Source organism: Bradyrhizobium elkanii USDA 76, assembly GCF_023278185.1.
GTDB classification, from domain to species: Bacteria; Pseudomonadota; Alphaproteobacteria; order Rhizobiales; family Xanthobacteraceae; genus Bradyrhizobium; species Bradyrhizobium elkanii.
Genome location: NZ_CP066356.1, coordinates 8,097,672 through 8,120,563, shown reverse-complemented (window position 1 = coordinate 8,120,563; position 22,892 = coordinate 8,097,672). Strand labels below are relative to the sequence as shown.

Sequence of the window (22,892 nt, the reverse complement as noted above, 5' to 3'; positions counted from 1 at the left end):
GCTTCCCGGGAACGGTTGGCGGCACGTGCGAGTTTCGCTCCCGTTAGGGGGTCCCATGATGCGTATTGATCCCGCCGCCGGCATCGTGGCCATGGCCGTCCGGCGATTGTGTGATGTGCCGGCCGGTGTCGACGCCCGGCCGCCGCAGGGACAGACGCGATGAAGCCTGGTCCGTCCTCGGAACGCGCGGTCATTCTCGCCGCGAGCGAGCGGGACGCCGTCAAGACTGCCCACCTGATCAAGGAAGCCGGCTATTACGCCAACATCTGCGCTGACCTCGCCGAGCTCGAACGTCAGATCGCAAACGGGGCGGGCCTTGCCATCATTGCCGACGAGGTGATCAAGGCCGCCGACCTCGCCGGCCTGACGCACTGGCTGAACGAGCAGCCGTCATGGTCGGATTTTCCCATCGTGCTGATCAGCGAGAAGGGGGGACCCGAACGCAATCCCGAAGCCGCGCGGCTCGGACGGGCGCTCGGCAATGTCACCTTCATCGAGCGGCCGTTCCATCCGACCACGCTGGTAAGCCTGGTCGCCGCGACGGTGCGCGGCCGCCGCCGCCAATACCAGACCCGTCAGATCCTCGAGGATCTGACCGAGAGCGAAGGTCTGCTGCAGACTGCGCTCAATGCCGGTCATCTCGGCGCGCTCGAGCTTCATCTGCCGGATTTCGAGCTCGAGGCGTCGCCGACCTGCAAGGCGTTCTTCGGCCGCGGGCCCGGCGATCGCTTCACCTATCAGGATCTGCTCGATGCGGTGCATCCCGACGACCGCGCCCGCCGCAACGAAATCGTCGAGCAGACGCTGCGCAGCGGTGCCGACTACCGGATCGAATACCGCAACATCTGGCCCGACGGCACCCAGCACTGGGTCGATGTGCGCGCCCGCGCGGTGCGCCGGGTGGACGGCAGCATCCGCTCGCTGGTCGGGGTCTGCTCCGACATCACCGCGCGCAAGACCGCGGAGATCGAGCGCGAGGCGCTGCTGGCGCAGCTCGCCGCCGAGCGCACCGCGCTTGCCGAACTCACCGCGACGCTGGAGCAGCGGGTCGAGCAGCGCACCGCCGACCTGATGAAGGAGGTCGCCGCGCGCGAGCGGGCCCAGGAACAGCTCCGCCATGCGCAGAAGATGGAGGCGATCGGCCAGCTCACCGGCGGCGTCGCGCACGACTTCAACAATCTGCTGATGGCGGTGATGGGCAATCTCGATCTGCTGCGCAAGCGCATGCCGGAGGATCCGCGCCTGCGTCGCCTGGTCGACGGCGCATTGCAGGGCGCCGAGCGCGGCGCGTCGTTGACGCAGCGGCTGCTGGCATTCGCGCGGCAGCAGGATCTGCGCGCGGTGCCGGTCGATCTCGGCGCGCTGGTGCGCGATATGAGCAATCTGCTCGAGCGCTCGCTCGGACCGCGCATCATGCTGCGGCTCGACATTCCCGAGGGGCTGCCGCTGGCCTGCGTCGATAGCAACCAGCTCGAGCTTGCGGTTCTCAACCTTGCGATCAATGCACGCGACGCGATGCCGGATGGCGGCCTGATCGAGATCCGCCTCGCGGCCTGGCAGGCGAAGAATGATCCGACGCTGCAGCCTGGCGACTATTTGAAGCTCTCGGTGATCGACAGCGGCACCGGGATGTCGCCGGACGTGCTGAAGCGCGCGATCGAGCCGTTTTTCTCGTCGAAGCCGGTGGGCAAGGGCACCGGGCTCGGCCTGTCGATGGTGCATGGGCTCGCCGTGCAGCTCGGCGGCGAGCTGCAGCTGTCGAGCGCGGTCGGCAAGGGCACCACGGCTGCGCTGGTGCTGCCGGTTGCAACGGCGGTGCCGGAAGTCGAGAGCCCGGCGCCTGCGGCGCAGACGGTCAAGCGCTCGGCGGTGATCCTGCTGGTGGACGATGATCCGTTGATCGCGATGTCCACCATGGAAATGCTGGAGGACCTCGGTCACCGCGTGATCGGCGTCAATTCCGGACCGCAGGCGCTCGAAATCCTCAGGAGCGACCAGGAGATCGACCTGATGATGACCGATCACGTGATGCCCGGCATGACCGGCATCGAACTCGCCGCGGCTTCGCGCAAGGTGCGGCCGCAGCTCCTGGTGCTGCTCGCCACCGGCTATGCCGAACTGCCCGACGGCACCCAGGTCGACCTGCCGCGGCTGGCCAAGCCCTATCACCAGGATCAGCTGCGCGACCGGCTCGATCGGTTGCTCGGGCAGGGGGTGCAGCGGCCGGAGGCGGCTGGCACCGACAGTCCCGCCACACCTTCCGCGCTGTCCCCGTCACCCTGAGGTGCGAGCGGAGCGAGCCTCGAAGGGCGCCGGCCCACTGGTGCCGCAAGCGGAGATAGCGCGCGCTGACACATCGGGCCGTGCATCCTTCGAGGCGCGCGAGAGCGCGCACCTCCAGCGACAAAGGCGAAGCCTTTGCGCGGGGATGACGGGACCAGCAATCGTCGTGCGAGCATCTCATCCCACCATGCGGTCGCGGCCGGTCCAGAAGCGCGCCTTCAGCACTTTCTTGTCGACCTTGCCGACGCCGGTCATCGGCAGCTCCTTGACGAACTGGATCTGCTTCGGCGCGTGTGCCGAGCCCTTCTTCGCCTTCACCAGTCCGATCAGCTCGTCGGCGTCGGGCGTCGTGCCCTCGCGCGCGACCACGACGGCGGTGACGGCCTCACCCCATTTGTCGTCGGGCACGCCGACCACGGCGACCATCGCGACGTCGGCATGTTGCGACAAGACATCTTCGACTTCGCGCGGAAAAATGTTGAAGCCGCCGGAGACGATCATATCCTTCTTGCGGTCGAGGATGAACATGTAGCCGCGCTCGTCCATGCGCGCGATGTCGCCGGTGTGTAGCCAGCCGCTCCTCAGCGTCTCCGCCGTGATGTCCGGCCGCTTCCAGTATTCGGCCATCACATGCGTGGCGCGCACGCAGATCTCGCCGGGCTCACCGGTCGCGACCTCCTGGTCGTCCTGATCGAGGATCTTAACCTGGCAGGCGGCGATCGGGAAGCCGCAGGACAGGAACAGGTCCGGCGTATTCGGGTCATGATCGGCCTTGCGCAGCACCGAGACCGGATAGCATTCGGTCTGGCCATAAAGCTGCGAGAACACCGGGCCGATCCGTTCGATGCCTTCGACCAGCCGGCTCGGCGACATCGCCGATGCGCCGTAGAGCAGGAGCTCAAGCGAGGAGAGGTCGGTCTTGTCGAGCGCGGGATGATCCAGCATCACATAGATCATGGTTGGCACGAACAGCGTGAAGTTGATCCTCTCGCGCGCGATGGTCGTGAACACGGCCTCCGGATCGAACCCTTTCAGCATGTGCACGGTGCCGCCGCGCATCAGCGTCGGCAGCACCTTGGTGCCGGCGACATGGCTGATCGGCGCCACCGTGAGGTAGCGCGGCGTCTCCGGGATCTCGAAATCGGCGAGGACGGCGGCGGCGAAGCCGCCATATTCGCGGTGATAACGCAGCGCGCCCTTGGATTTGCCGGTCGTGCCGCCGGTGTAGTTCAAGGTCGAGATGTCGTCCTCGCGGGCGAAACTCTTCGCGCTCGCGCTGCCGGCATCCTCGGCCACCTGCAACAGGTCGGCGCCGTAATCCGCCGGGCCGAGCGTGAACACGGTCTTGAGGCCCTGTGCCTTCGCAGCGAGCTCGCCGCCGCGATCGCGAAACGTGATGCCGTCGACGATCAGCATCTGCGCTTCGGAATCCTCGATCTGGAACAGCTGGTCGTCGAGCGAGCCCAGCGGATGCAGCCAGGTGATCGCGAGCCGCGACAATTGCGCGGCGACGCCGGCGCACCAGCTGTCGGCGCGGTTGGCGGTGAGCAGCGCGACGCGGGTGCCTGGCGCAAAGCCGAGCCGCATGAACACGCCCTGCATTCGTCCGATCAGGTCGGTCGCGCCCTGATAGCTGAGCGAGCCGCCCGGCCATGCGAAGGCGGTGCGCGACGGATAGCGCGCCAGCGCCCGCAAGGTCTGTTCGCACACCGCCGGAAATGCATAGAGCGGATTGCTCATCTCGTTGTCCCTCCCGCCTTTGTCTTTGGCTTTTGTCGTGCCAATGTTGGCGGCAACGCTAACACAATGATGATGGGAAGAAACAACTTGTCCGCCGATCCTCTCGCGCGTTTTCGCGATCGCCTGCGGCTGCCGCTGATTGCAGCACCAATGTTCTTGGTCTCCGGTGTCGAGCTGGTGGTAGCCGCCTGCCGCAACGGCGTGATCGGTTCGTTTCCGACGGTGAATTGCCGTGAGACGGAACAGCTCGATGCCTGGCTCGGCGACATCGCGCGCCGCCTGCAGGCGCATGCCGATGCAACGGGCCAAGCAGCCGCGCCGATCTGCCCGAACCTGATCGTGCATCGCTCCAACACGCGGCTGGCCCAGGATCTCGCCGTGCTGCTGCGGCACAAGCCGGAGCTTGTGATCACCTCGGTCGGCTCGCCCGCGCCGGTGCTTGGCCCTCTGCACGATGCCGGCGCGCTTGTTTTCGCCGACGTCGCCTCGATCCGCCATGCCGAGCGCGCGGCAGCAGTCGGCGCCGACGGGCTCGTGCTGCTCACCGCGGGTGCGGGCGGGCAGACCGGCTGGCTCAATCCGTTCGTGTTCGTCCGCGCGGTGCGCGGCTTCTTCGACGGCCCGATCGTGCTTGCCGGCGGCATCAGCGACGGCCACGCACTCCGCGCCGCCGAGGCGCTCGGCTGCGACCTCGCCTATATGGGCACCAAGTTCATCGCGACGCGCGAGAGCATGGCGGACGGCAGATACAAGCAGATGCTGGTCGACTCCACCGCCGACGACATCCTGCTCACGACGGCGTTCACCGGCTTGCAGACCAACATGCTGCGGCCCTCGATCGAGGCCGCCGGTCTCGATCCCGACGACCTGCCGGCACGCGGCGCGATCGACATCGGCAAGGACATCGACATCGGCGCCCGCGAAAGCCGCCCCAAACGCTGGCGCGATATCTGGAGCGGCGGTCACTCCACCTCCGGGGTCACCGGGGTGCTCGGCGTCGATGAGCTCGTGGCCCAGACGATCGCGGAGTATGAGGCGGCGAGCGGACGGGTGCGGCTCGCCTGATCCGCCGCGAAACAGCAGCCGCTCAAATCCCGCTCGCCCGCTTAACGCGGCATTAACCATGCCAGCCCCAACAATAGAGCCACGGGCCGCCACGGCTGGCCGCCCGGCAGTTTGTGGGAATGCGACATGGCCCTTGAGGCGCTCTCCAAGACCCCGGCAACGCTCGACGAGCTCCGGACCCGGGTGTTCTACGCCCTGCAGCGGCATCCGCTGTGCCGTCAGGTCGAATTCGACATCGTCAGCACGCCGCGGACCCGCCGCACCAACTGGACGGTCAGCATGCACGCGGTCCAGCCCGGGGCGCTCTGGACGGCGCACGAGATCGTGGCCGACATCCAGGAGGCCTATGAGCTTGATGCCGCGGCCTGATTTTCCGGCCGTTTCGGGACAATTTCACCCATTTGGCGTCGTCACGGCACGGTACCGCCGCATTTCACGCGCAGTTTGCAGCGACACCGGCCGGCAATGGAGTAGTTTTTGACCAGAGCCATCACCCTCGCCGCGCTGACATGCTTCCTCCTCGCCGGCGCCGCGATAACAGCCATTTTGGGCCGTGACAGCCTGCCGGCGGCGCAGGCCGACATTGGCCCGGTCGCCAACCGTGCCAGCAAGCAGGACAAGCTCGCCGTCACGACGCTTGCCGCGGCCTCGTTTGAGGCGCCCCAGCCGATCGAGCCTCCCGCCAATCCGTCTCCTCTCCTGTTGCGGGCGCAAGCCGCGATTCCGGGCGCCACCGACACCGTGCGCCAGGCCTATGCCTCGGTCGAGCCCGCCGACATCGGCCTGCCGAAGATCACCGACCCCGTCGATGCGGCTCAGCCGAAGATCGCCGAGCCCGCACCCGCGCCGGTCGCCCCCGCGCCGCCGAAGCCCAAGGCTGCGGCCAAGCCGGCGCCGCAGAAGAGCTACGCGCTGCTCAGCGACGCCCAGATCGCCGGCATCAAGGACCGGCTGAAGCTGTCGTCGTCGCAGGAATATTACTGGCCGGCGGTCGAGACCGCACTCCGCGCCGTCGCCCGCAAGATCCACGCCAAGCGCCAGGGCGATCCCGCCGTGGGCAACATACCGATCGATCCGGACTCCGAGGAGGTCCAGCAGCTGAAGTCGGCGGCGATGCCGCTGCTGTTCCAGCTCCGCGAGGATCAGAAGAACGAGGTCCGTTCGCTGGCGCGCCTGATCGGCCTGGAACGCGTCGCTGCGATGATCTGAGCGGCAGGGTCCGGCCGAGCCGGTTCTGCGCTCCTTGTGCTCTAGCGGGCCTCCAGCGGCCGCAGCTTGTCCACCTTGCCCTGGGTTTCGACGAGCAGCTGTTTCATGAAGTCCTTGTTGCGCTTCAGCCAGGGCTCGAGCGTCTGCCTGACGTCGCCTGGCGACTTCTTCTCGATCGCCTGCGCCAGCCGGGTCTGGAACGTCCCCCAATCCTTGAACATCTCCTTCAGCAGCGCATCGTCGGAGATGTTGATCGCCGACTTAATGTCGCCGACGGTTTCGAGCTCGCGCATATTGCCCTGTCGCAGGATCGAATCGAGGTTTTCCAGGCATTCGTGGTAGCGCTCAAGCAGATCGTCCCATCGCTTGGCGCTGAAGTCATCGTCCAGGCCCTCGACGGCGTTGTATAGCGGCTCGAGAAACGACCACCGGAAGCGCCGCGCCAGCCGCAGCAGGATCGACAGGAAGACGATGTCCTTCGGCATGTTCTGCGCGACCATCAGGCGAGGATCCTCGCTGAATGGCGGCATCGGCACGAAGATGATGACGATCGAGAACCGCGTGCTGTCGAGATATTCGAGCCGGGCGATGACCGGTTGATACAGCTTCAGATCGCGGAAGATCGGACTGAGAACCTGCTCGCGGCTGCGCCGGCTGGCGATATCCACGTCGGCGAACGAGTTCGCGACATAGCTCGTCAGCTCGTCGAGCCAGGCCCCGCTGTCGTAGCGGTTTTGCGCGCGGAGCAGATCCTCCCAGTCGAGCTCCGCCGTATCGGGACCGGACAACAGCGTGGTGGTGCCGGCATCCGCCTCCAGCACGGCATCCTTCAGGAAGCCGCGCGCGCGATCGGCGGGGGGCAATGGCCTGAGCGTTTCGGCCTTTTGCCGGAACGACAATTCGTCGCTGAACACGATGCGAAGCCGCAGGCGGAACAGCTCTTCCGGGCGGGTGATCTGCAGGAACTGCGCGTGGATGTCTTTCGCCGCCTCATTGAACTTGGGCGCGTAGTTGGCGTTCAGTCGCGGCCGCAGCGGCGCGGGACCGAAGGTCGGCTTCACGAACAGGTCTTCGAGGAATCGCCGGACGTCGTCTTCGCCGATTCCGTAGAACTCGTTCTCCGCCAGCATTGGAAACGAAGGCGAAGAATCGACCGAGAACCACAGCACCTTGGAGATGAGCTTCAGCGCGCGCTTGTAACCGTCGAACTGGGCAATCTCGGATGCGCACCAGGTCCAATTGTGCTCGGCATTGGTGTGGATGAAGATCAGGCAATCGGCCTTCGCCGTGTTGTCGATCATCCATTGCCGCCATTCCGAGCCGCCGGGAATTTCCTCGCAGACGAAGCATTCCACCGGACGCTGGCCGTCCAGGCTGCTGAGATATTCGAGCCGCGCCTTAAGCAGGCGCGCGAGAAATCTGTCTTCGGCGCGATGGCTGATAAAGACCGAGAAATCGTTTGGCATGGCAAAACCCGATCTGCATGAACTTTATGCGACGGTTGGCCGGGTCGGCCGAATTGCGCAGCTGCATCTCTCGCCGCGGCGTGAATGATAGCGCGTCTTTGCAGCTTGCAATCGCCAGGCGCGAAAAAGAAAATCCGCTCGCCAGTGAAATATCTCACTATACCTAAGGGTGTATGACGTGCAAGATGCTTGCCGGAACCGGCGCGCGAGCGTGCTCCGGCATTGAACGAATGAATTGTCAGCAAGCCGATGTGCCGACCCCGGCGCGTCGGTTCATTTTGAAGATGGTGCCGTTCGCGCTTGAACGCGCGGCCAATTGAGGCCTCGGCCGGGATTGATCGGCCGTCTCGAAATCAGCGAAAGTCATCGTTCCGCGGGGGCAGTTATGCCGAAGACCAAGCAGCAGCATCTCGATCGTGCACTCGGGCCGAAGCGGATACTGGCGCTCGATGGCGGCGGCATCCGCGGCATCCTGACGCTCGAATATGTCAGCGCCATCGAGGCGATGTTGCGCAAGCGGTTCGACAACAGCGATCTCCTGCTTTGCGATTATTTCGATCTGATCGGCGGCACCTCGACCGGATCGATCATCGCTGCCGGACTGGCGTGCGGAATGACGGCCGACGCGTTGAAGCAGCTCTATCGCGGCATCGGCACCGACATCTTCCAGGGCTCGTTCTGGCGGCGCGGGCTGCTGGCGCCGAAATTCAAGTCGGATGCCTTGCAGCACGCACTCGACGCACAGCTCGGCGCCGACACCTCGCTCGGCAGCGATCGCATCCGCACCGGCCTGATGATCATGACCAAGCGGCTCGATACCGGCAGCCTGTGGCCGCTGCACAACCATCCGGACAGCCGATATGCCCGTCAGGACGGCGGGTTGCGGCTGACCGAGGTGGTTCGCGCCAGCACGGCGGCGCCGACCTATTTCAGTCCCCAGAAGATCACGATCTCGGCGCGCGACGGCAGCACCGTCAGCGGCGCTTTCGTCGACGGCGGGGTCAGCCCGTTCAACGATCCGGCGCTGCAAATGCTGATGCTCGCGGCGCTCCAGGGCCACGGCTTCCAGTGGCGAACCGGCAAGGACGATCTGCTGCTGATCTCGGCCGGCACCGGCGTGTTCAAGTCGACCTACACGACCGACGAGATCGTCCGCATGCCTGCGGCCGAGCAGGGCCTGCGGTCGCTGCAGTCGCTGATGGACGATTGCGGGCAGCACAATCACGCCATGCTGCAATGGCTGACCAACTGCCTGACGCCATGGACGATCAACCGTGCGGTAGAGGACATGGCGACCGATGGTCGGAGCGGACCGCAACTGGCGACCTATGCGCGCTATAACGTGTTGCTGGAATCTGCCTGGTTGAAGGATACGGTCGCGATCGAGCGGACGCCGGAGGTGCTCGCAAAGATCGCCGCGATGGACGATCCGAACAACATGGACGAGCTCGCCAGGATCGGGGAGCTGGCGGCGGCCCGGCAGGTCAAGTCGGAACACTTCCCGCCGGACTTCGATCTCATGTGATGAGCGGACAGGGTTTCTCATCACGTCAACGCTTCGCCCATCAGGGGACATGAGTCATGGCAGCCACGCGCGCCTTTATCGTGCGACCGTTCGGTACGAAGGATGGCATCGACTTTGATCGGGTGGAACGGGAGCTGATCGCTCCTGCGCTGCAGAAGGCAGGCATCGAGGGACGCACGACCGGCGAGATCACGCGGCAGGGCAACATCCGTGAAGACATGTTTCGGCTGCTGGTGCTTTCGGATCTCGTGATCGCCGACGTCTCGATCTACAACGCCAATGTGTTCTACGAGCTTGGCATTCGCCACGGCTTGCGGGATCAGCACACCCTGCTGATCCGGGCCGAGGGAACGAAGGACAAATATCCCTTCGACCTGCAAACCGATCGCTATGGCTCGTATGATGCCGCGAATCCCGCCGCCGCGCTGCCGGGCTTTGCGGCGGCGTTAAGGGCTACGCTGTCCTCCACCATCAAGGATAGCCCGGTCTTCCAATTGTTGCCTCGCCTGGTGCCGCACGATCGCGCGGCCCTGATGGTCGTGCCATTTGATTTCCAGGAGGACGTCGCGGTCGCACGACGGGCGGCGCGTGCCGGCGACCTGCGCCTCTTCGCGGAGGAAGTGCGCGGCCTCGAATGGGGCAGCGGCGGGCTGCGGGTTGTCGGCGATGCGCAGTTCCAGATCAAGGCGTTTGGCGGCGCGAGAGAGACCTTTGAGGGACTTCGCGAGCTCGATCCGGTCGATCTTCAGGCCAATTACCGTCTCGGGACGGTCTACCAGAAGCTGGCGGGATCGGCTGTCGGTCCCGGCGCAAAGCTCGACTACCTGACCCGTTCCGAGCAGGCGATCCAGCGCGTCCTCGACCGCACCATGCCGCCGACCGATCACGTCGAGACGCCCGCGGAAGCGGCGGAGCGGCGATTCAATCGCGCGGAAGGCCATTCCCTGCTCGGAAGCAATGCCAAGACACGATGGATCGACGACTGGTCCGCCGCCGCGACGGACGCGCGGCGGACCGCCGCGCTGCGTTCGCCGAGGCTTGCGGACTCCATTCAGCACTATCTCGACGGCTTCGCCGAGGATCTCGACAGCTTCTATCCGGCGGTCAACGCGCTCGCGATGCTGACGATCCAGATCACCCTCGCCAAGGCGCTCCCGGATGTCTGGGCCGAGAGCTTCGACGACACCGAGGCGGCATTGGCCGATCTCAAGGCGAGCGAGCGCCGCGCCGGCCGCATCGCCGCCACGCTGCAACTTGCGCTCGGCAATGACGACAAGGTGGTTCGGGACGGCGAGCAACCCAACACCTGGAGGGATGTCAGCCGCGCCGATCTGCTGTTCCTGACGTCCGACCGGCCGGCCCAGGTCGGGGCCGCGTATCGGAAGGCGCTTGCCAACGCGCGGCCGCTGGAAGTGGATTCGGTCCGGCGCAATGTCCTGATCTGTCGCGATCTGGCGGTGCTGTCGGCGAACGCCGACGCCGCGCTACGCGAGATGGGGCCGCAGATGGACGGAGCGCCGCCGACGCCGGCGCGCGTCATCCTGTTCACCGGTCACATGCTGGACGCACCTGGTCGCCCCGGCAATGAAGCGCGCTTTCCTGCCACGCCCGAGGCCGTCGCGGAGGCGCGCCGGTTGATCATGGAGGCGGTGAAGAACGAACTCGGCGAGGCTGGCGGCGTCGCGGTCGGCATCGCAGGCGGCGCCTGCGGCGGCGATATCCTGTTCCACGAGGTCTGCGAGACGCTCAATGTCCCGACGCGGCTTTTCCTGGCCCTGCCGGAGGCACAATTCCAGGAGGAATCGGTCAATCGCGGCGGGCTGGAATGGGTGACGCGTTATCAGCAGCTCTGCCAGAGCATCCCGCCGCGTATCCTCGCCGATTCCAGCGAATTACCGCGCTGGCTGCGCGAAAAGAAGGATTACGACATCTGGAAGCGCAACAATCTATGGATGCTGTTTAACGCCCTTGCCGAAGGCGCGCGCAGTCTCACGCTCATTGCCCTCAACAACCGCGACGTCGACCCCGACGGCGCCGGAGGCACGGCCCATCTGATCGGCGTGGCGGCGAGCAAGGGCTTCAAGATCGTGGAACTCGACGCCCGGCGGTTGCTCCACGTCGGTCGTCCCTGAGGCGCGATCCGTCTCCGCCATCCATGGGGGTTGCCGAGCTTCAGCCGCAGCCAGGGGTATCGTAGTTAGATCGCGGCCATCACGGCTCCATTCCGGTCCAGACGTCATGCTGTTCAGGTTTTGACGAAGGAGGGCGCGCAGCGCTTCACCACGGCGCGCGTGGCCGAGAAGGCCGGCGTCAGCGTCGGTTCGCTGTACCAGTATTTCCCGAACAAGGCCTCGATCCTGTTCCGGTTGCAGAGCGACGAGTGGCGGCAGACCACCCGCCTGCTGCGTGGCATTCTTGAAGACGCCACGCGGCCGCCGTTGGACCGGCTGCGCTCGTTGGTGTACGCCTTCATCCGCTCCGAATGCGAGGAGGCCGCGGTGCGCGTCGCACTCAGCGACGCCGCGCCGCTCTGCCGCGATGCGCCCGAGGCGCGGGCATCCGGCGAGCGCATCGCCGAGGCCTTCATGCGCGAGGCATTGCCGAAGACGTCAGACGCCGTACGCGCGACGGCGGGCGACCTGATCACAACGACGCTGAGCACGGTGGGCAAGGATTTTTCGGAGAGCCCGCGAGCGCCCGCCGAGATCGCGACCTACGCCGACGCCATGGCCGACATGTTCGGCGCATATCTGAAGAGTCTCGGAAAGCGCTGAGGTTCACAGATAGTGCTTGGCGACCAGCAGAAACCCGAGCACGCCGCCGGTCACGGCGAAAACCGTCACGCCGTTGCGGAAACTCACGTAAGCGGCCGACCAGTAAGAAACCGTATGGGAGGTCGTCGCGACTTTTTTCGACTTCTGGGGCAAGCCAATTCGCTCCTGAAAAAAGGCGCCGCCACCTGGTCAACACAGATGACGGCGCCCGTCTGAGGGCTTCAGGGCGAAACCCCGCTTCAGCGTAAGCTGCGATCATGAACGGTTCGTATACCGCCGGGTGTCGCAAGCTCGCATGTCAGCTGAAGCGTCGAGGTTCCCTAAAGCATCATCCGGAAAAGTGCGCAGCGGTTTTCCCTCGCGACAAACGCGCAGCGTTTGCGCGGAGATCATGCTCAAACAAGAAGCTAAAGCGCGATGACGATTCGACCCAATCTCATCGCGCTTAGAACGAAGCATAAGCATTTCGAAATGCGATGGCGCCAGCCAGCGAGCGCGGCCGCGTGCGCACGGCGTGCCCGTCGTTGCCGCTCTGCACGATCCACTGGCCGTTCTCTTGACCCACGATCTTGCCGACGTGGTGACGCCAAACGACGATGGTGCCGACCGAGGGGCCGCCGGCATTGCTGCCGTAGCTTGCCCAGGATCGGGCCAGATTGAATTGCGGACCGGGATCGCTGCCGACCTGGGTGCGCATGAACCAGCCGCACCACGCAGCTGGGCGACCGGAATGTGCATAGTGCCGATGGTGATGGTGACGGCCGCGGGCTTCGGCAGTTGAAGCGAACGCCAAAAGAACCGCCACAGCGGCGAGAAGTTTACGCATTACAAAGTCCTTCTTGCTGTTGGCAGACCATCCATGTTGTGGGAGGAAGCGCAGCGATGATCTGCGATTGGCTTGCGAAGCGACCGCATCGGTCAGGCGACGCAAAACGAAGGCGGGGCATGGCCCGCGCAGGCGTTTAAGAAACGGGCTATGGCCAAAATATGGCCGGTACGTCCCGTCCGGCGGCCGCGACACTGCCGAAGACTTCAGGCGTGGTCCGCGCAATGGCTGCTAATTTGATCACCGCGGTTGTGTGGTGATTGTAAACGTCCGTCTTCGCTTTCGCGTTGCTCAAGCTTCGCCGGACACGCTTCGCCCTTGCAGGCTTCGCGGCCGCGCCATGCGAAGCCTGCAAGGCGAAGCGTGGTGCACCATTCAGAATACAATTGCGCACCACTACCTAATTTAAACACCTATATAATTCTGCTGCGGACAAGGTCGAAACGTTTCCGACCTATCGCTTCGTCTTGCGAAGGATCAATTTGCCCTGTGAAGCGACATCACCCCACCTCGCGGACCAATTGAGTTCCGAGGCGGAGGGTCGCTCAGTGCCTTTCTGATCCCAGGCTCCCTGTAGCGCAAATAGAGCCCCTTGGGGATCGGCACATCGCAAGATCCAGCAACCGTCGGGCAACTCGATTGGACCTTGGAGGACCCGGCCCCCGCCAGCATCAACGCGCTTGGCAGCCGCACCGATGTCGTCGACATTGAAGTAATAGAGCCAGCAGGGTTGCGATACGCTCGGAAGTTTGGTGAGCATTCCGCCGATCGTCTGGCCGGCCGCCGAAAACAATTCGTACAGGTCGGCCGGCCCGGTTTCAGCGTGAGCCTTCTGCCAGCCAAGAAGCTCGCCGTAAAACGGGAAAATCTTGTTCCGGTCTTCAGCCAGCAACTCGTGCCAGCCCACGCGTCCAGGCTCGTCCAATCCGCTGGACTGCCGTTGGCCATATGTCAGCCCGGAAACCAGTGCAAACGTCGCTCCTTGCGGATCGGCGACCACCGAAATTCGGCCAATATTGCTGGCGGTTGGTGTTACCAGAATGGCGCCCCCACGACGGCGGATCTGCACGGCTTTCGCATCCACGTCATCGACGGCGATGTAGCCGACCCATCTCGGCCTCGCTCCCAATCGCAGCCCTTCTTCCGGGAGATGCATGAGTCCAACTGCCGGGGCGTCGCCTGCAGTAAGCAGCGTGTAGGCGAATTCCGGAGTGGACGCATCTTCCACCGCCCAGCCGATGACCTTGCCATAAAATGCGGCTGCTGCCGACATGTTCGTCGTCAGCAACTCATACCAAGCGAAGCGTCCGAGTTGATCGACCAAGCTAATTTCCCCGTTCAAGCGGGCCGACGATTGCGCACTGCATCATGTTGCACCCGTTGCAATCCGCTCCACGGGCGCGGATTCTCGATTTAATCGACCAAATCGCGCGATATCGTTCACGAAGATGAATGCAATCTGAACGAGCTCTATTACATTTTGTGTATACCGTAATTCTTGTCTGCCTCGTTCGCTCGGCGTAAGATCGTGCTTCGGAAGTCCCTCTTCCAAACTGGGAGGATGCGGCCATGCAGCGAGCGAAGCAAGCTTCGAGAAAGAAGCGAACGACCAATGCCGCGGTACCGGCGCTGGGATTAGCCGGTCTGACTTTTTCGCTGGCGGGCAGCGCATATGCCTCCGCCGTGCCCACCGGCGACGTTCAACACAAGCCGAGCTTCGCGCCGGGCCATATGACGACGCTCAGTGAGGAAGAACTCGCCGACGTCAGTCTCGCCACCTTCCACCTCAATCTCATCGACGATGAAAGCGTCGGAGGCCGCGTGCTGCTCGCGCGGGGATGCGGTGGTTGCCGTGGCTGCGGAGGCGCCAGAGCTTGCGGAGGCTGCAGGGGTTGCGGAGGATGCAGGGCCTGCAGAGGCTGCCGCTGCGGTGTCGGTTGCGGTGGATGTGGCGGCTGCGGCGTTGGTTGGATCGGCGTAGGCGTGCCATTGGTCTCATGCGCAGGCTGCTGTGCATCCTGGGGCCGCTGCCGCTGGTGCTAGTGCTCACTGACTGGGCGTCGACACGTCGCGATTTCATTGGCCGGGCGCCCGAACGACCCGGCCAATTTTTTGCTTTCGTTATACATTCGCCGCGCCTGGCTGATCAGCTTGCCGACGGTGGGCGAGTGTGATCCAAATTGCTCGCAGAATGCCGGTGGCCGAACGCGGCGCACAAGTCGCGCAATGCCATGGTTTGCCGCGCTCCGGCGATCGGAAGTGACTGCAACAGGATCAGCGTGCCGCCCCGATGACAGTCAATGGCAAGAGCCGCACCGCGAGGCAGAGCCGCAAGGGCATTTTGCGATTCGCGCCGAACTTTACCGCTTATGTGATTCCTCCCGATGTGGTCTGCCTCTACTCCGAGAACCGCAAATTCTTCCTGCATGGTGATCTCTATTGTGCGGTGGCCGCGGCGATCGGCAAAAATGGTAAGGCTGCACGAGAGATCGTTCGGCAGCTCTCAAAGAATTTTCCCGCCGACAAGATCGAGGAAGCGATCAGGCGGCTGCTAGAGCGCCGATATGTCGTAAGCGGCGCGCCGCACGCGTTCGCAAGCGCCGTCGATGGATATTGGGCGAGTCTCGGCCTCCCCCCCGAGGTCGCAGAACAGAATCTCCGCGATTGCCCCGTGCGGGTCGAAGCCATCGATGTCAAAGGCGCCAACGAACTTGCCGCGGCCTTGAGCAAGCTCGGTGTTCGGATCACCAAGCGGTCGCCCAAGCTCACGATCACACTGGCGAACGACTATCTTGACCGGCGGCTCGTCGAATTGAACGGAAAGCGCTTTGGCGATGGGACGCCCTGGCTGCTGGCGCAGCCGTCCGGCGTGTTTCCGCTGGTGGGACCCGTGTTCAAGCCGGGCGAGAGCGCCTGCTGGACTTGCCTGTTCGATCGCATGATACGCAATCGGGAGATCAAGGGATTTCTCGATCGCAGAGCGGCGCAGGTGGTCGCCGTATCGCCCCTGGTCGGCGACGCCGTCGGACAGATCGGCATCCACTTCGCTGCTGTTGAAATTGCAAAAGCGATTGCCTCGGGATTTCGTACCGATCTGCGCGATCACATCGCAAGCTTCGACCTGACCGGTGCCGTCATTGCCAAGCATTACGTCGCGCGACGCCCGCAGTGTCCTACCTGCGGCAGCAGGAAGCTGCAGAGTCCGCGCCGGGCGGCAGCGCCGATCGAGATCGCAGAGGGCGGAAAGCTCGTCATGACCAGCGGCGGTTACCGCGCCGTGACGTCGCGAGCCACCGTAGCACGGTTCCGCAAGCACGTCAGTCCGCTGACCGGCGTCGTCTCGCGGCTCGAGCGGATCGAGGCCGATCTGCCGATGAACACGAATTTTTTCGCCTACCACAATTTCTCGGCGCCGGCCTGGAACGTCGACCAGCTCAGATCCGGATTGAGCGGCGGCAGCTTCGGCAAGGGCTCCACAGCCGAGCAGGGCGAGGCCAGCGCGTTGATGGAGGCGATCGAGCGCTATTCGGGCATTTTCCAGGGCGACGAGATCAGGACGAAGCGCCGCTTTGTCGATTTCGCTCCCGGCGACGCTCTTCTTCCCAACGAAGTACAGCTTTTCAGCGACGCGCAGTTTCAAAACAGACATACCTCGCAGCCGGACGATTCACATCTGGTGCCTGAGCCGCTCGATCCCTCGACCAAGACGGAGTGGTCGCCGGTCTGGTCGTTACGGGACAAGCGTTTCAAACATCTTCCAACGGGCCTCTTGTACTTCTTCTATGGCGGCTTCCACACGGATTCCAACGGATGCGCGGCCGGCAACACCCGGGAGGAAGCCATCGTTCAAGGCTTCCTCGAACTGGTCGAACGCGACGCCTACGCGATCTGGTGGTACAACCGGCTGCAACGTGCAGAAGTCGACCTCGCGCAATTCGAAGATCCCTATGTGCGGGATCTGCAAGCCCAGCTTGCCGATGCGGGGCGCAGGCTTTGGGTGCTCGACATCACCAGCGATCTCGGCATTCCCTCTTACGTGGCGATCATCCATTGGACGCAGAACGGGCACGAAAATATCGAATTCGGTTCCGGCTCGCATTTCGATCGCCGCATAGCCCTGCTGCGTTCCCTCACCGAGCTGACCCAGTTCATGTCGATTGGCATGATGGGCGGCGGAAGTGGCGAGAAGCCGACGCTGGACGGTGTCACGCCGCTGCGACTGGACGATTATCCGTTCCTGATCCCCAGCGAGAATCCGATCGTGCCGTCGGCGCCGAGCCTCAAGGTTCACGACAACGCGCGCGACCAAGTCAATGCCTGCATCGAGATTGCCACCGGCGCGGGATTTGATTTCCTCGTGCTCGACCAGACGCGGCCCGATGTCCAGGTGCCCGTCGTCAGAGTGCTCGTTCCGGGGTTGCGACATTTCTATCGCCGCTTCGCGCCCGGCCGACTTTACGATGTTCCGATGAAGCTCGGATTGCTGAATCGTCCGCGACTGGAAAGCGAGCTCACGCCATTCCTTCCGCACACCTGAAGGCTGGCTCGTTGCGCAACTTCCGGAAAACGAAGCTCAGGAAGATCGCACCCGTCATCGTCGCCCGATTGAACGGTCGTTGCTCCCTTCACATGCAGGCGGACGGAAGCATCGCTGCAGGCTTGGGCGGCTACTCGATCAATCTGGGACAATTCAGTGCAGCAGCGGTCGACCGTGCGGGACATCTCACCAGCGGCCTGCCGCTCGCCTCCTTTGCGGGCAAAGGCGTCCTCGCGAGGCAGGTTCATGCCCTCGTGCGGCGACTGGCAGGGCATGGATTTCTCGAATACCGCTTATACTCTCCGCGTGACGAGCAAGACCTCGTGGTCATCGAGCCGCAGGTCGCCGAATACTGGCCACAACGCGCAAAGCTGGGGAACGGTGATACCATTGTGTTGTCGCGCTTCGCCTATCTGCGCCGGCGCGGCAGCGAGATGGTGTTGGAATCGCCGCGCGCCGGCGCGCTGTTTCGGATTTTCGATCCCGCCATCGCTGCCACCCTCGCTGCCCTGTCGCGGCCTCAGAAGATCAGTAACCTTCGCCGCCATGCGGCCTCCGCGAACCTCGATCTGCTCGGATTGCTGATCGACAGCAAGATGCTGATCAAGCTCAATGCGAAAGACGGCGACGGCCTTCGGGTGAATGAAGGCGACGGCAATCTCGTTCTCTGGGACTTCCACGATCTGGTGTTTCATACGAGGAGCACGGAGGGCCGGCACACCAATCCAGTTGGCGGCGCGTTCACCCATGCGGGCGTCGTTCCACCGCTACCCGCGGTGCGTCCGCCTTGGCCCGGCAAGAAGATCGACCTCGGCAAATTCTCCACGTCGGGGTCCGTCTCGCACTTCGCGAAGCTGTTGCGCGAACGCCATTCAATACGAGATTTTGACGACCAGCATCCGGTCACGCTCGCCGAGCTCGCGCAGTTTCTCGACACGACAGCCCGCGTGCTGTCGGAATGGAAGATCGGCGCAGATTTTGACGGCGTTCCCGAGGCCACCTACAGCGCAAGACCCTATCCGTCGGCAGGCGGCGCGTACGAGCTGGAACTATACTTGGCGGTCTTGAACTGCGGGGAGCTTGCACGTGGACTTTACCACTATGACGCGGGCAGCCACGCGCTTGTCGCGATCGACACCTCCGCCCAACAACTCCAAGCGCTTTCTACGGCGGCCGAGTTTGCCATGGACGCATCCGGTCCACCGCAGGTCTTGATCACGATCGCCGCGCGCTTTGGGCGGATCTCCTGGAAATACAGCTCAATCGCATATTCGCTGATCCTGAAGGACGTCGGCAACCTGATGCAGACGTTCTATCTGACGGCGACCGACATGGGCCTTGGTGGCTGCGCAATCGGCACCTGCAACATCGATCTGTTCGCAAAAATGACGGGGCTTGAATTCCACGTGGAGAGCCCGGTCGGTCAATTCGCGCTCGGGCGCGGCAGGAAACCGGCCTCCTCTAGCTAGAGCGGAGGTCTTTCGAATGTTTACGGCCTGGATCGCACGCGAATGGCGCCCAGGGGCGGAATTGGGCTTCGCCCTTCGGGCTACGCCGGGACGAGCCTTCGTGCGGATGGCTTGTCGGCTACGGCCGCGCTGAATGGTGCCCCTGGCCGGAATCGAACCAGCACTCCTTGCGGAACTCGATTTTGAGTCGAGCGCGTCTACCAGTTCCGCCACAGGGGCATTCGCAATGGTCCCGGCCGGGAAGGCCGGGGTCGCGAAGCGCGGCGGACTATAGCGGGCGGCCCGTCACGGTCAACCCGCGCGGACCGGATGTCCCGCGCCCCGGCAGCGGAATTTCCGGCGGGTGTGATCCCAGGGACGACGCAACGCCGTCGCCCGTCCGCATGGCGGTCACGGAAGAGTTTGCCCGGCGGCGGCCTCCGCTGCCACCGTCCCCAAGCCTAGCCACGGCTGCGGCAACCTACTTCTGGGCGGAGGCGCGAGCGTAACGGTATTGTCCGGTTCGTCGATCTCGATGACGCACATGAACGCAGGCTGCTCAATCCGAGTCTTCTCTTTTCCGATGAGTTGCAGGCGGCGATGACCCAGTGGGGCCTGCGCGTTCCCACGCATCATCGACTGAACGCGATCTGACCGCGGCGGACGGCGGCCGTCACGGTCAACCCGCGCGGAAGTGATTGTCCCGCGCCTCGACAGCGGTATTTTCACGCGATACGACCGCAATCGACGATCTTGGAGCAGGGCCCATGACCCTCCCGAACGATGCCCGCAGGAGGACCGACGTGACGATTGCCACTGCCCATCCGTCGCATGCTTCCGCCGCCGGCAATCCGGCGCTGACCTCGGCGCTGGCGATTGCGGTGATCGCGGCGGCGACCCTGGCCGGCGCCTGGTTCTTCCAGCTCGTGCTGGAGATCATGCCCTGTCCGCTCTGCCTCGAGCAGCGCTATGCCTATTACCTTGCGGTGCCGCTCGGCGCCGTGGTGGCGCTCGCGGCCGCCCGCGGCGCGCCGCGGCCGGTGCTGCTCGCGGGCCTCGTGATCCTCGGCCTCGCCGCGTTCGCCAATGCCGGGCTCGGCACCTATCACGCCGGTGTCGAATGGGGGTTCTGGCCGGGACCGACCGATTGCACCGGCCCGATGGTGGATTTCGGCAAGGCCGGCTCGCTGTTGGACCAGCTCGACAAGGTCAAGGTGGTCCGCTGCGACGAGGTGCAGTGGCGCTTCCTCGGCATTTCGCTGGCCGGCTACAACGTGCTGATCTCGCTCGTGATGGCCGCGATCGCCGGTTGGGGCGTGATGAAGGCCGTGAGGGCCTGAGGTCGAAAGGCACGCTTCCCGTGATCCGTCATGCCCGCGCAAAGGCTTCGCCTTTGTCGCTGGAGGAGGCCGCCTTGCGGCCGTCTCGAAGCATGCACGGCCACCAGCGGGGCCGTTGATCCTTCGAGACGCGCTTCGCGCTCCTCAGGATGACGGGATCAACAGATTCGCCATCGAGTTAATCGTCGACGTCGTCCTGCGGGCGGCCGAACAGATGGATGATGCCCGGCGTCGAGATGGTGACGAATAGGAAGCGCGACAGATGATGCGCGCCGACGAAGATCGGGTCGATGTGCAGCGTCAACGCCAGCGCCAGCATCGCGTCCATCGCGCCGGGGGCAAAGGCGACCACGACGTCGGCGAGCCGCACATGGGTGGTGAAGCCGATCACCGCGACGAACACGGCCGAGATCAGGATGGCAATCGCAAACGAGCCGAGCCCGGCATTGACATGACTGAGCAGGGTCGAGGTTTTCATCCGCGCGAAGCGGGTGCCGATGATGGCGCCGATGCCGACCAGCGCGACATTGCGCAGCCAGGGCGGCAGGCCGCCATCGACCAGCCCGGAGCCGTGCAGCAGGCTGGAGGCGAGCATCGCGCCGAACATCCAGCTGGCGGGGAATTTGATCCAGCGCAGCAGCAGCGAGACGCCGATCGATAGGGCGACCAGCGCGACGAGGCCGAACGGCGAGGCGACCGAGGTCGGCAATGGCGGCGGTGCGGCATGCGTCACCCCGGTCAGCGCCAGCACCAGCGGCAGCGCCGCGGTCAGGATGATGACGCGCATGGTCTGCACCACGGCGATCGCCGCGACGTCGGCGCCCTTTTCCGCGGCCAGGATCGTGATCTGCGACAGCGCGCCGGGGCTGCCGGCGAGGAAGGCCGAGGTCTGGTCCCAGCCATGGATGCGTTGCAGATAGAGGCTCGAGCCGAAGGTCGAGCAGAACGTCGCCAGTGCCAGCAGGCCGATGGTGAGCGGATAGGAGCTCATGTGCTGCAGCAATTGCTGCGACATCAGCGATCCCAGAGAGATGCCGAGCAGCAGCAGCACCGACTGCGTCAGCACCGCCGGCACCGCGAGCGGCCGTCCGGCCAATGCGGCGATCGCGACCGCGACCATCGCTCCCGAGATCAGGCCGCCCGGCAATTCTGCCCACAGAAACAGCAAGCCGCCGACGGTGCCGATGACGAGGGTCTCGAGCCCGTTCAGGACTTTGCTGCGGTCGGGAATGGCCGTTGCCATCGAAGCGCGGATCAGGGTCACGCCGCCTTATGGCAAATTCGCGTGAACGCGACAAATGCATCTCGCGATTGCAGCATTGCACCGGAAAACGCGACGAATCCTGCTTCACCCTCCCCTGGAGGGGGAGGGTCGCTTCGCATGAAGCGAAGCGAATGCGAGGCGGGGTGGGGTGATCTCTCAGCACGGGCAGCACCAGATGCGAGAGACCGTCACCCCACCCCGCCAAGCATCTTGCTTCGCGCGATGCTTGCCGACCCTCCCCCTCCAGGGCAGGGCTATCGCATGTGACCGAGGAGTTCGAAGAGGAACGCATCGTTCCATCCGGCGCGTTTGAGCTTGCCGCGCAGGGAGCTTGTCGTGTCCGGGTGGGCTTGGGCGACGTTGAGGGCCAGGCGCCTGAGCACGGCCAGGTTGGCCGGCCCGTTGTCCTTGCGGTTGCGGGCGAGGTCCTCGTCGAGGGTGACGTCGAGCGGCCAGTGCAGGTTATTTTCGATGCCCCAATGAGCGCGGACGATACGCAGGACGTCTTTGCGGCTGTAGGGGCGGCTCATCAGGAAGTAGCGCTCGACCGTGTCGTCCTGTCCACGCTTGCTGGTGATGCGGGCGACGGCTTTGAGGCCCGGGAAGTCGTGCTTCTTGGCCATGCCGGGAGCCGGCGCAACGAGAGCAACACGCTTGTCGGTGCGTCCATGGTCCGCATCGGTGGTAGTGAGCGAAGTCTTGCCCTTGCGTTTGACGGCGCAGATTGCGGCTTTGGCATCCTCCAACAGAGCGGGCTGGTTCGCCTTCACCGCCAGCACGTAGTCACCGCCCCGTGCCACGATCGCTTTGGCCATCGCGCGGTGGCAATGCAGGGCATCGGCCGTGACTACGCAGCCCTTGAGCTGCAGGAGCTCAAGCAACTGCAGGGCGCCATCGACTTCGTTGTTGTTCGGCGCCAGCACATTGGCAAGCGCCATGCGCGTCTGCGCCGCCCAGGCGGTCACCATCACCGGCGGCATGTGGCTCCTGCCGCGTTCGTAGCCGCGTCGCAACGCTTTGCCGTCGAGCGCGATCACACCGCGCGGCCGCTTGATCTTCGCGCCTTGCGCAAAATCCTTCATAAAACGCCGGAACGCGACCTCAAACGCCTTCGGGTCGAGCATCCGGAACACCCGACTGAACGTGTCGTGGCTCGGCAGGCCGTTCCTGAGCACCAGAACATCCTGCCAAAGGTAGGCCTTCATCCGGGCAAACAGCGCCATATCCGTGCAACTCGTCGCCCCACACAGCGTCGCCATCAGCGCGATGAACAAGATCTCGGTCAGGTCATGCAGCGCGTTGTCGGCCCGCGGGTCCGGCAAATCCTCAAAGCACTCGGCAAATCGTTGCATCGGCCGCTCCCTTCAGATCAGGAGCTGCCTTCAGAATCCCTTTCCTTCGATTTGGCAACTACT

At 64.3% G+C, this 22,892-nt stretch carries 17 protein-coding genes and 1 tRNA gene; 10 read left to right on the top strand and 8 right to left on the bottom strand.

Going from position 1 to position 22,892, the window contains the following annotated elements; all coding sequences use genetic code 11:
* Positions 1–159: 159 nt before the first annotated feature.
* Complete coding sequence (locus JEY66_RS38460; protein WP_018269661.1) at positions 160–2,283, top strand: ATP-binding protein; 2,124 nt, start codon at positions 160–162, stop codon at positions 2,281–2,283.
* A gap of 177 nt (positions 2,284–2,460) precedes the next feature.
* Here JEY66_RS38460 and JEY66_RS38455 read toward each other — a convergent pair whose 3' ends face one another.
* Positions 2,461–4,023: an AMP-binding protein gene (locus JEY66_RS38455; protein WP_016844908.1), complete on the bottom strand. Its 1,563-nt coding sequence runs from the start codon at positions 4,021–4,023 to the stop codon at positions 2,461–2,463.
* Positions 4,024–4,089: 66 nt separating this feature from the next.
* On the opposite strand from JEY66_RS38455, the gene JEY66_RS38450 reads away from it, so the two are divergent.
* From JEY66_RS38450 to JEY66_RS38440, 3 genes are all read left to right on the top strand, one after another.
* Complete coding sequence (locus JEY66_RS38450) at positions 4,090–5,088, top strand: NAD(P)H-dependent flavin oxidoreductase (RefSeq protein ID WP_016844907.1); 999 nt, start codon at positions 4,090–4,092, stop codon at positions 5,086–5,088.
* 126 nt (positions 5,089–5,214) lie between these two features.
* Positions 5,215–5,457 (top strand): hypothetical protein, encoded by a 243-nt coding sequence (locus tag JEY66_RS38445; protein WP_016844906.1) that lies wholly within the window; start codon positions 5,215–5,217, stop codon positions 5,455–5,457.
* Between the two features lie 108 nt (positions 5,458–5,565).
* Positions 5,566–6,297 (top strand): hypothetical protein, encoded by a 732-nt coding sequence (locus tag JEY66_RS38440; protein WP_016844905.1) that lies wholly within the window; start codon positions 5,566–5,568, stop codon positions 6,295–6,297.
* Between the two features lie 41 nt (positions 6,298–6,338).
* Here JEY66_RS38440 and JEY66_RS38435 read toward each other — a convergent pair whose 3' ends face one another.
* Entirely contained in the window at positions 6,339–7,763 is a 1,425-nt protein-coding gene (locus JEY66_RS38435; RefSeq protein ID WP_016844904.1) for a toll/interleukin-1 receptor domain-containing protein, read from the bottom strand.
* Positions 7,764–8,148: 385 nt separating this feature from the next.
* Between JEY66_RS38435 and JEY66_RS38430 the strand changes: the two genes are divergently transcribed.
* From JEY66_RS38430 to JEY66_RS38420, 3 genes are all read left to right on the top strand, one after another.
* Positions 8,149–9,288: a patatin-like phospholipase family protein gene (locus tag JEY66_RS38430; protein ID WP_016844902.1), complete on the top strand. Its 1,140-nt coding sequence runs from the start codon at positions 8,149–8,151 to the stop codon at positions 9,286–9,288.
* A 56-nt stretch (positions 9,289–9,344) separates the two neighbouring features.
* A complete protein-coding gene (locus JEY66_RS38425) occupies positions 9,345–11,420 on the top strand; it encodes a tetratricopeptide repeat-containing protein (protein ID WP_016844901.1) in 2,076 nt (691 codons plus the stop codon).
* Between the two features lie 69 nt (positions 11,421–11,489).
* A complete protein-coding gene (locus tag JEY66_RS38420; protein ID WP_240537210.1) occupies positions 11,490–12,062 on the top strand; it encodes a TetR/AcrR family transcriptional regulator in 573 nt (190 codons plus the stop codon).
* Positions 12,063–12,065: 3 nt separating this feature from the next.
* Here the strand turns inward: JEY66_RS38420 and JEY66_RS38415 are convergent, their stop codons facing one another.
* From JEY66_RS38415 to JEY66_RS38405, 3 genes are all read right to left on the bottom strand, one after another.
* Positions 12,066–12,215, bottom strand: coding sequence for a hypothetical protein (locus JEY66_RS38415; protein WP_016844899.1), 150 nt, complete (start codon positions 12,213–12,215; stop codon positions 12,066–12,068).
* Positions 12,216–12,507: 292 nt separating this feature from the next.
* Entirely contained in the window at positions 12,508–12,888 is a 381-nt protein-coding gene (locus JEY66_RS38410; RefSeq protein WP_240537209.1) for a C40 family peptidase, read from the bottom strand.
* A 454-nt stretch (positions 12,889–13,342) separates the two neighbouring features.
* Positions 13,343–14,212 (bottom strand): VOC family protein, encoded by an 870-nt coding sequence (locus JEY66_RS38405; protein WP_240537208.1) that lies wholly within the window; start codon positions 14,210–14,212, stop codon positions 13,343–13,345.
* 966 nt (positions 14,213–15,178) lie between these two features.
* On the opposite strand from JEY66_RS38405, the gene JEY66_RS38400 reads away from it, so the two are divergent.
* Both JEY66_RS38400 and JEY66_RS38395 read left to right on the top strand, forming a co-directional pair.
* Positions 15,179–17,425: a TOMM precursor leader peptide-binding protein gene (locus tag JEY66_RS38400; RefSeq protein ID WP_018269664.1), complete on the top strand. Its 2,247-nt coding sequence runs from the start codon at positions 15,179–15,181 to the stop codon at positions 17,423–17,425.
* Between the two features lie 92 nt (positions 17,426–17,517).
* Complete coding sequence (locus JEY66_RS38395; RefSeq protein WP_016844894.1) at positions 17,518–18,894, top strand: SagB/ThcOx family dehydrogenase; 1,377 nt, start codon at positions 17,518–17,520, stop codon at positions 18,892–18,894.
* A 134-nt stretch (positions 18,895–19,028) separates the two neighbouring features.
* On the opposite strand, the gene JEY66_RS38390 is transcribed toward JEY66_RS38395, so the two are convergent.
* Positions 19,029–19,113, bottom strand: a tRNA-Leu gene (locus tag JEY66_RS38390).
* A gap of 527 nt (positions 19,114–19,640) precedes the next feature.
* Here JEY66_RS38390 and JEY66_RS38385 point away from each other — a divergent pair.
* On the top strand, positions 19,641–20,213 hold the full coding sequence (locus JEY66_RS38385; protein ID WP_016844892.1) for a disulfide bond formation protein B: 573 nt from the start codon (positions 19,641–19,643) through the stop codon (positions 20,211–20,213).
* 178 nt (positions 20,214–20,391) lie between these two features.
* Here JEY66_RS38385 and JEY66_RS38380 read toward each other — a convergent pair whose 3' ends face one another.
* Both JEY66_RS38380 and JEY66_RS38375 read right to left on the bottom strand, forming a co-directional pair.
* Positions 20,392–21,477: an AbrB family transcriptional regulator gene (locus tag JEY66_RS38380; protein WP_016844891.1), complete on the bottom strand. Its 1,086-nt coding sequence runs from the start codon at positions 21,475–21,477 to the stop codon at positions 20,392–20,394.
* 254 nt (positions 21,478–21,731) lie between these two features.
* Positions 21,732–22,829: an ISAs1 family transposase gene (locus JEY66_RS38375; protein WP_018269480.1), complete on the bottom strand. Its 1,098-nt coding sequence runs from the start codon at positions 22,827–22,829 to the stop codon at positions 21,732–21,734.
* Positions 22,830–22,892 lie beyond the last annotated feature (63 nt).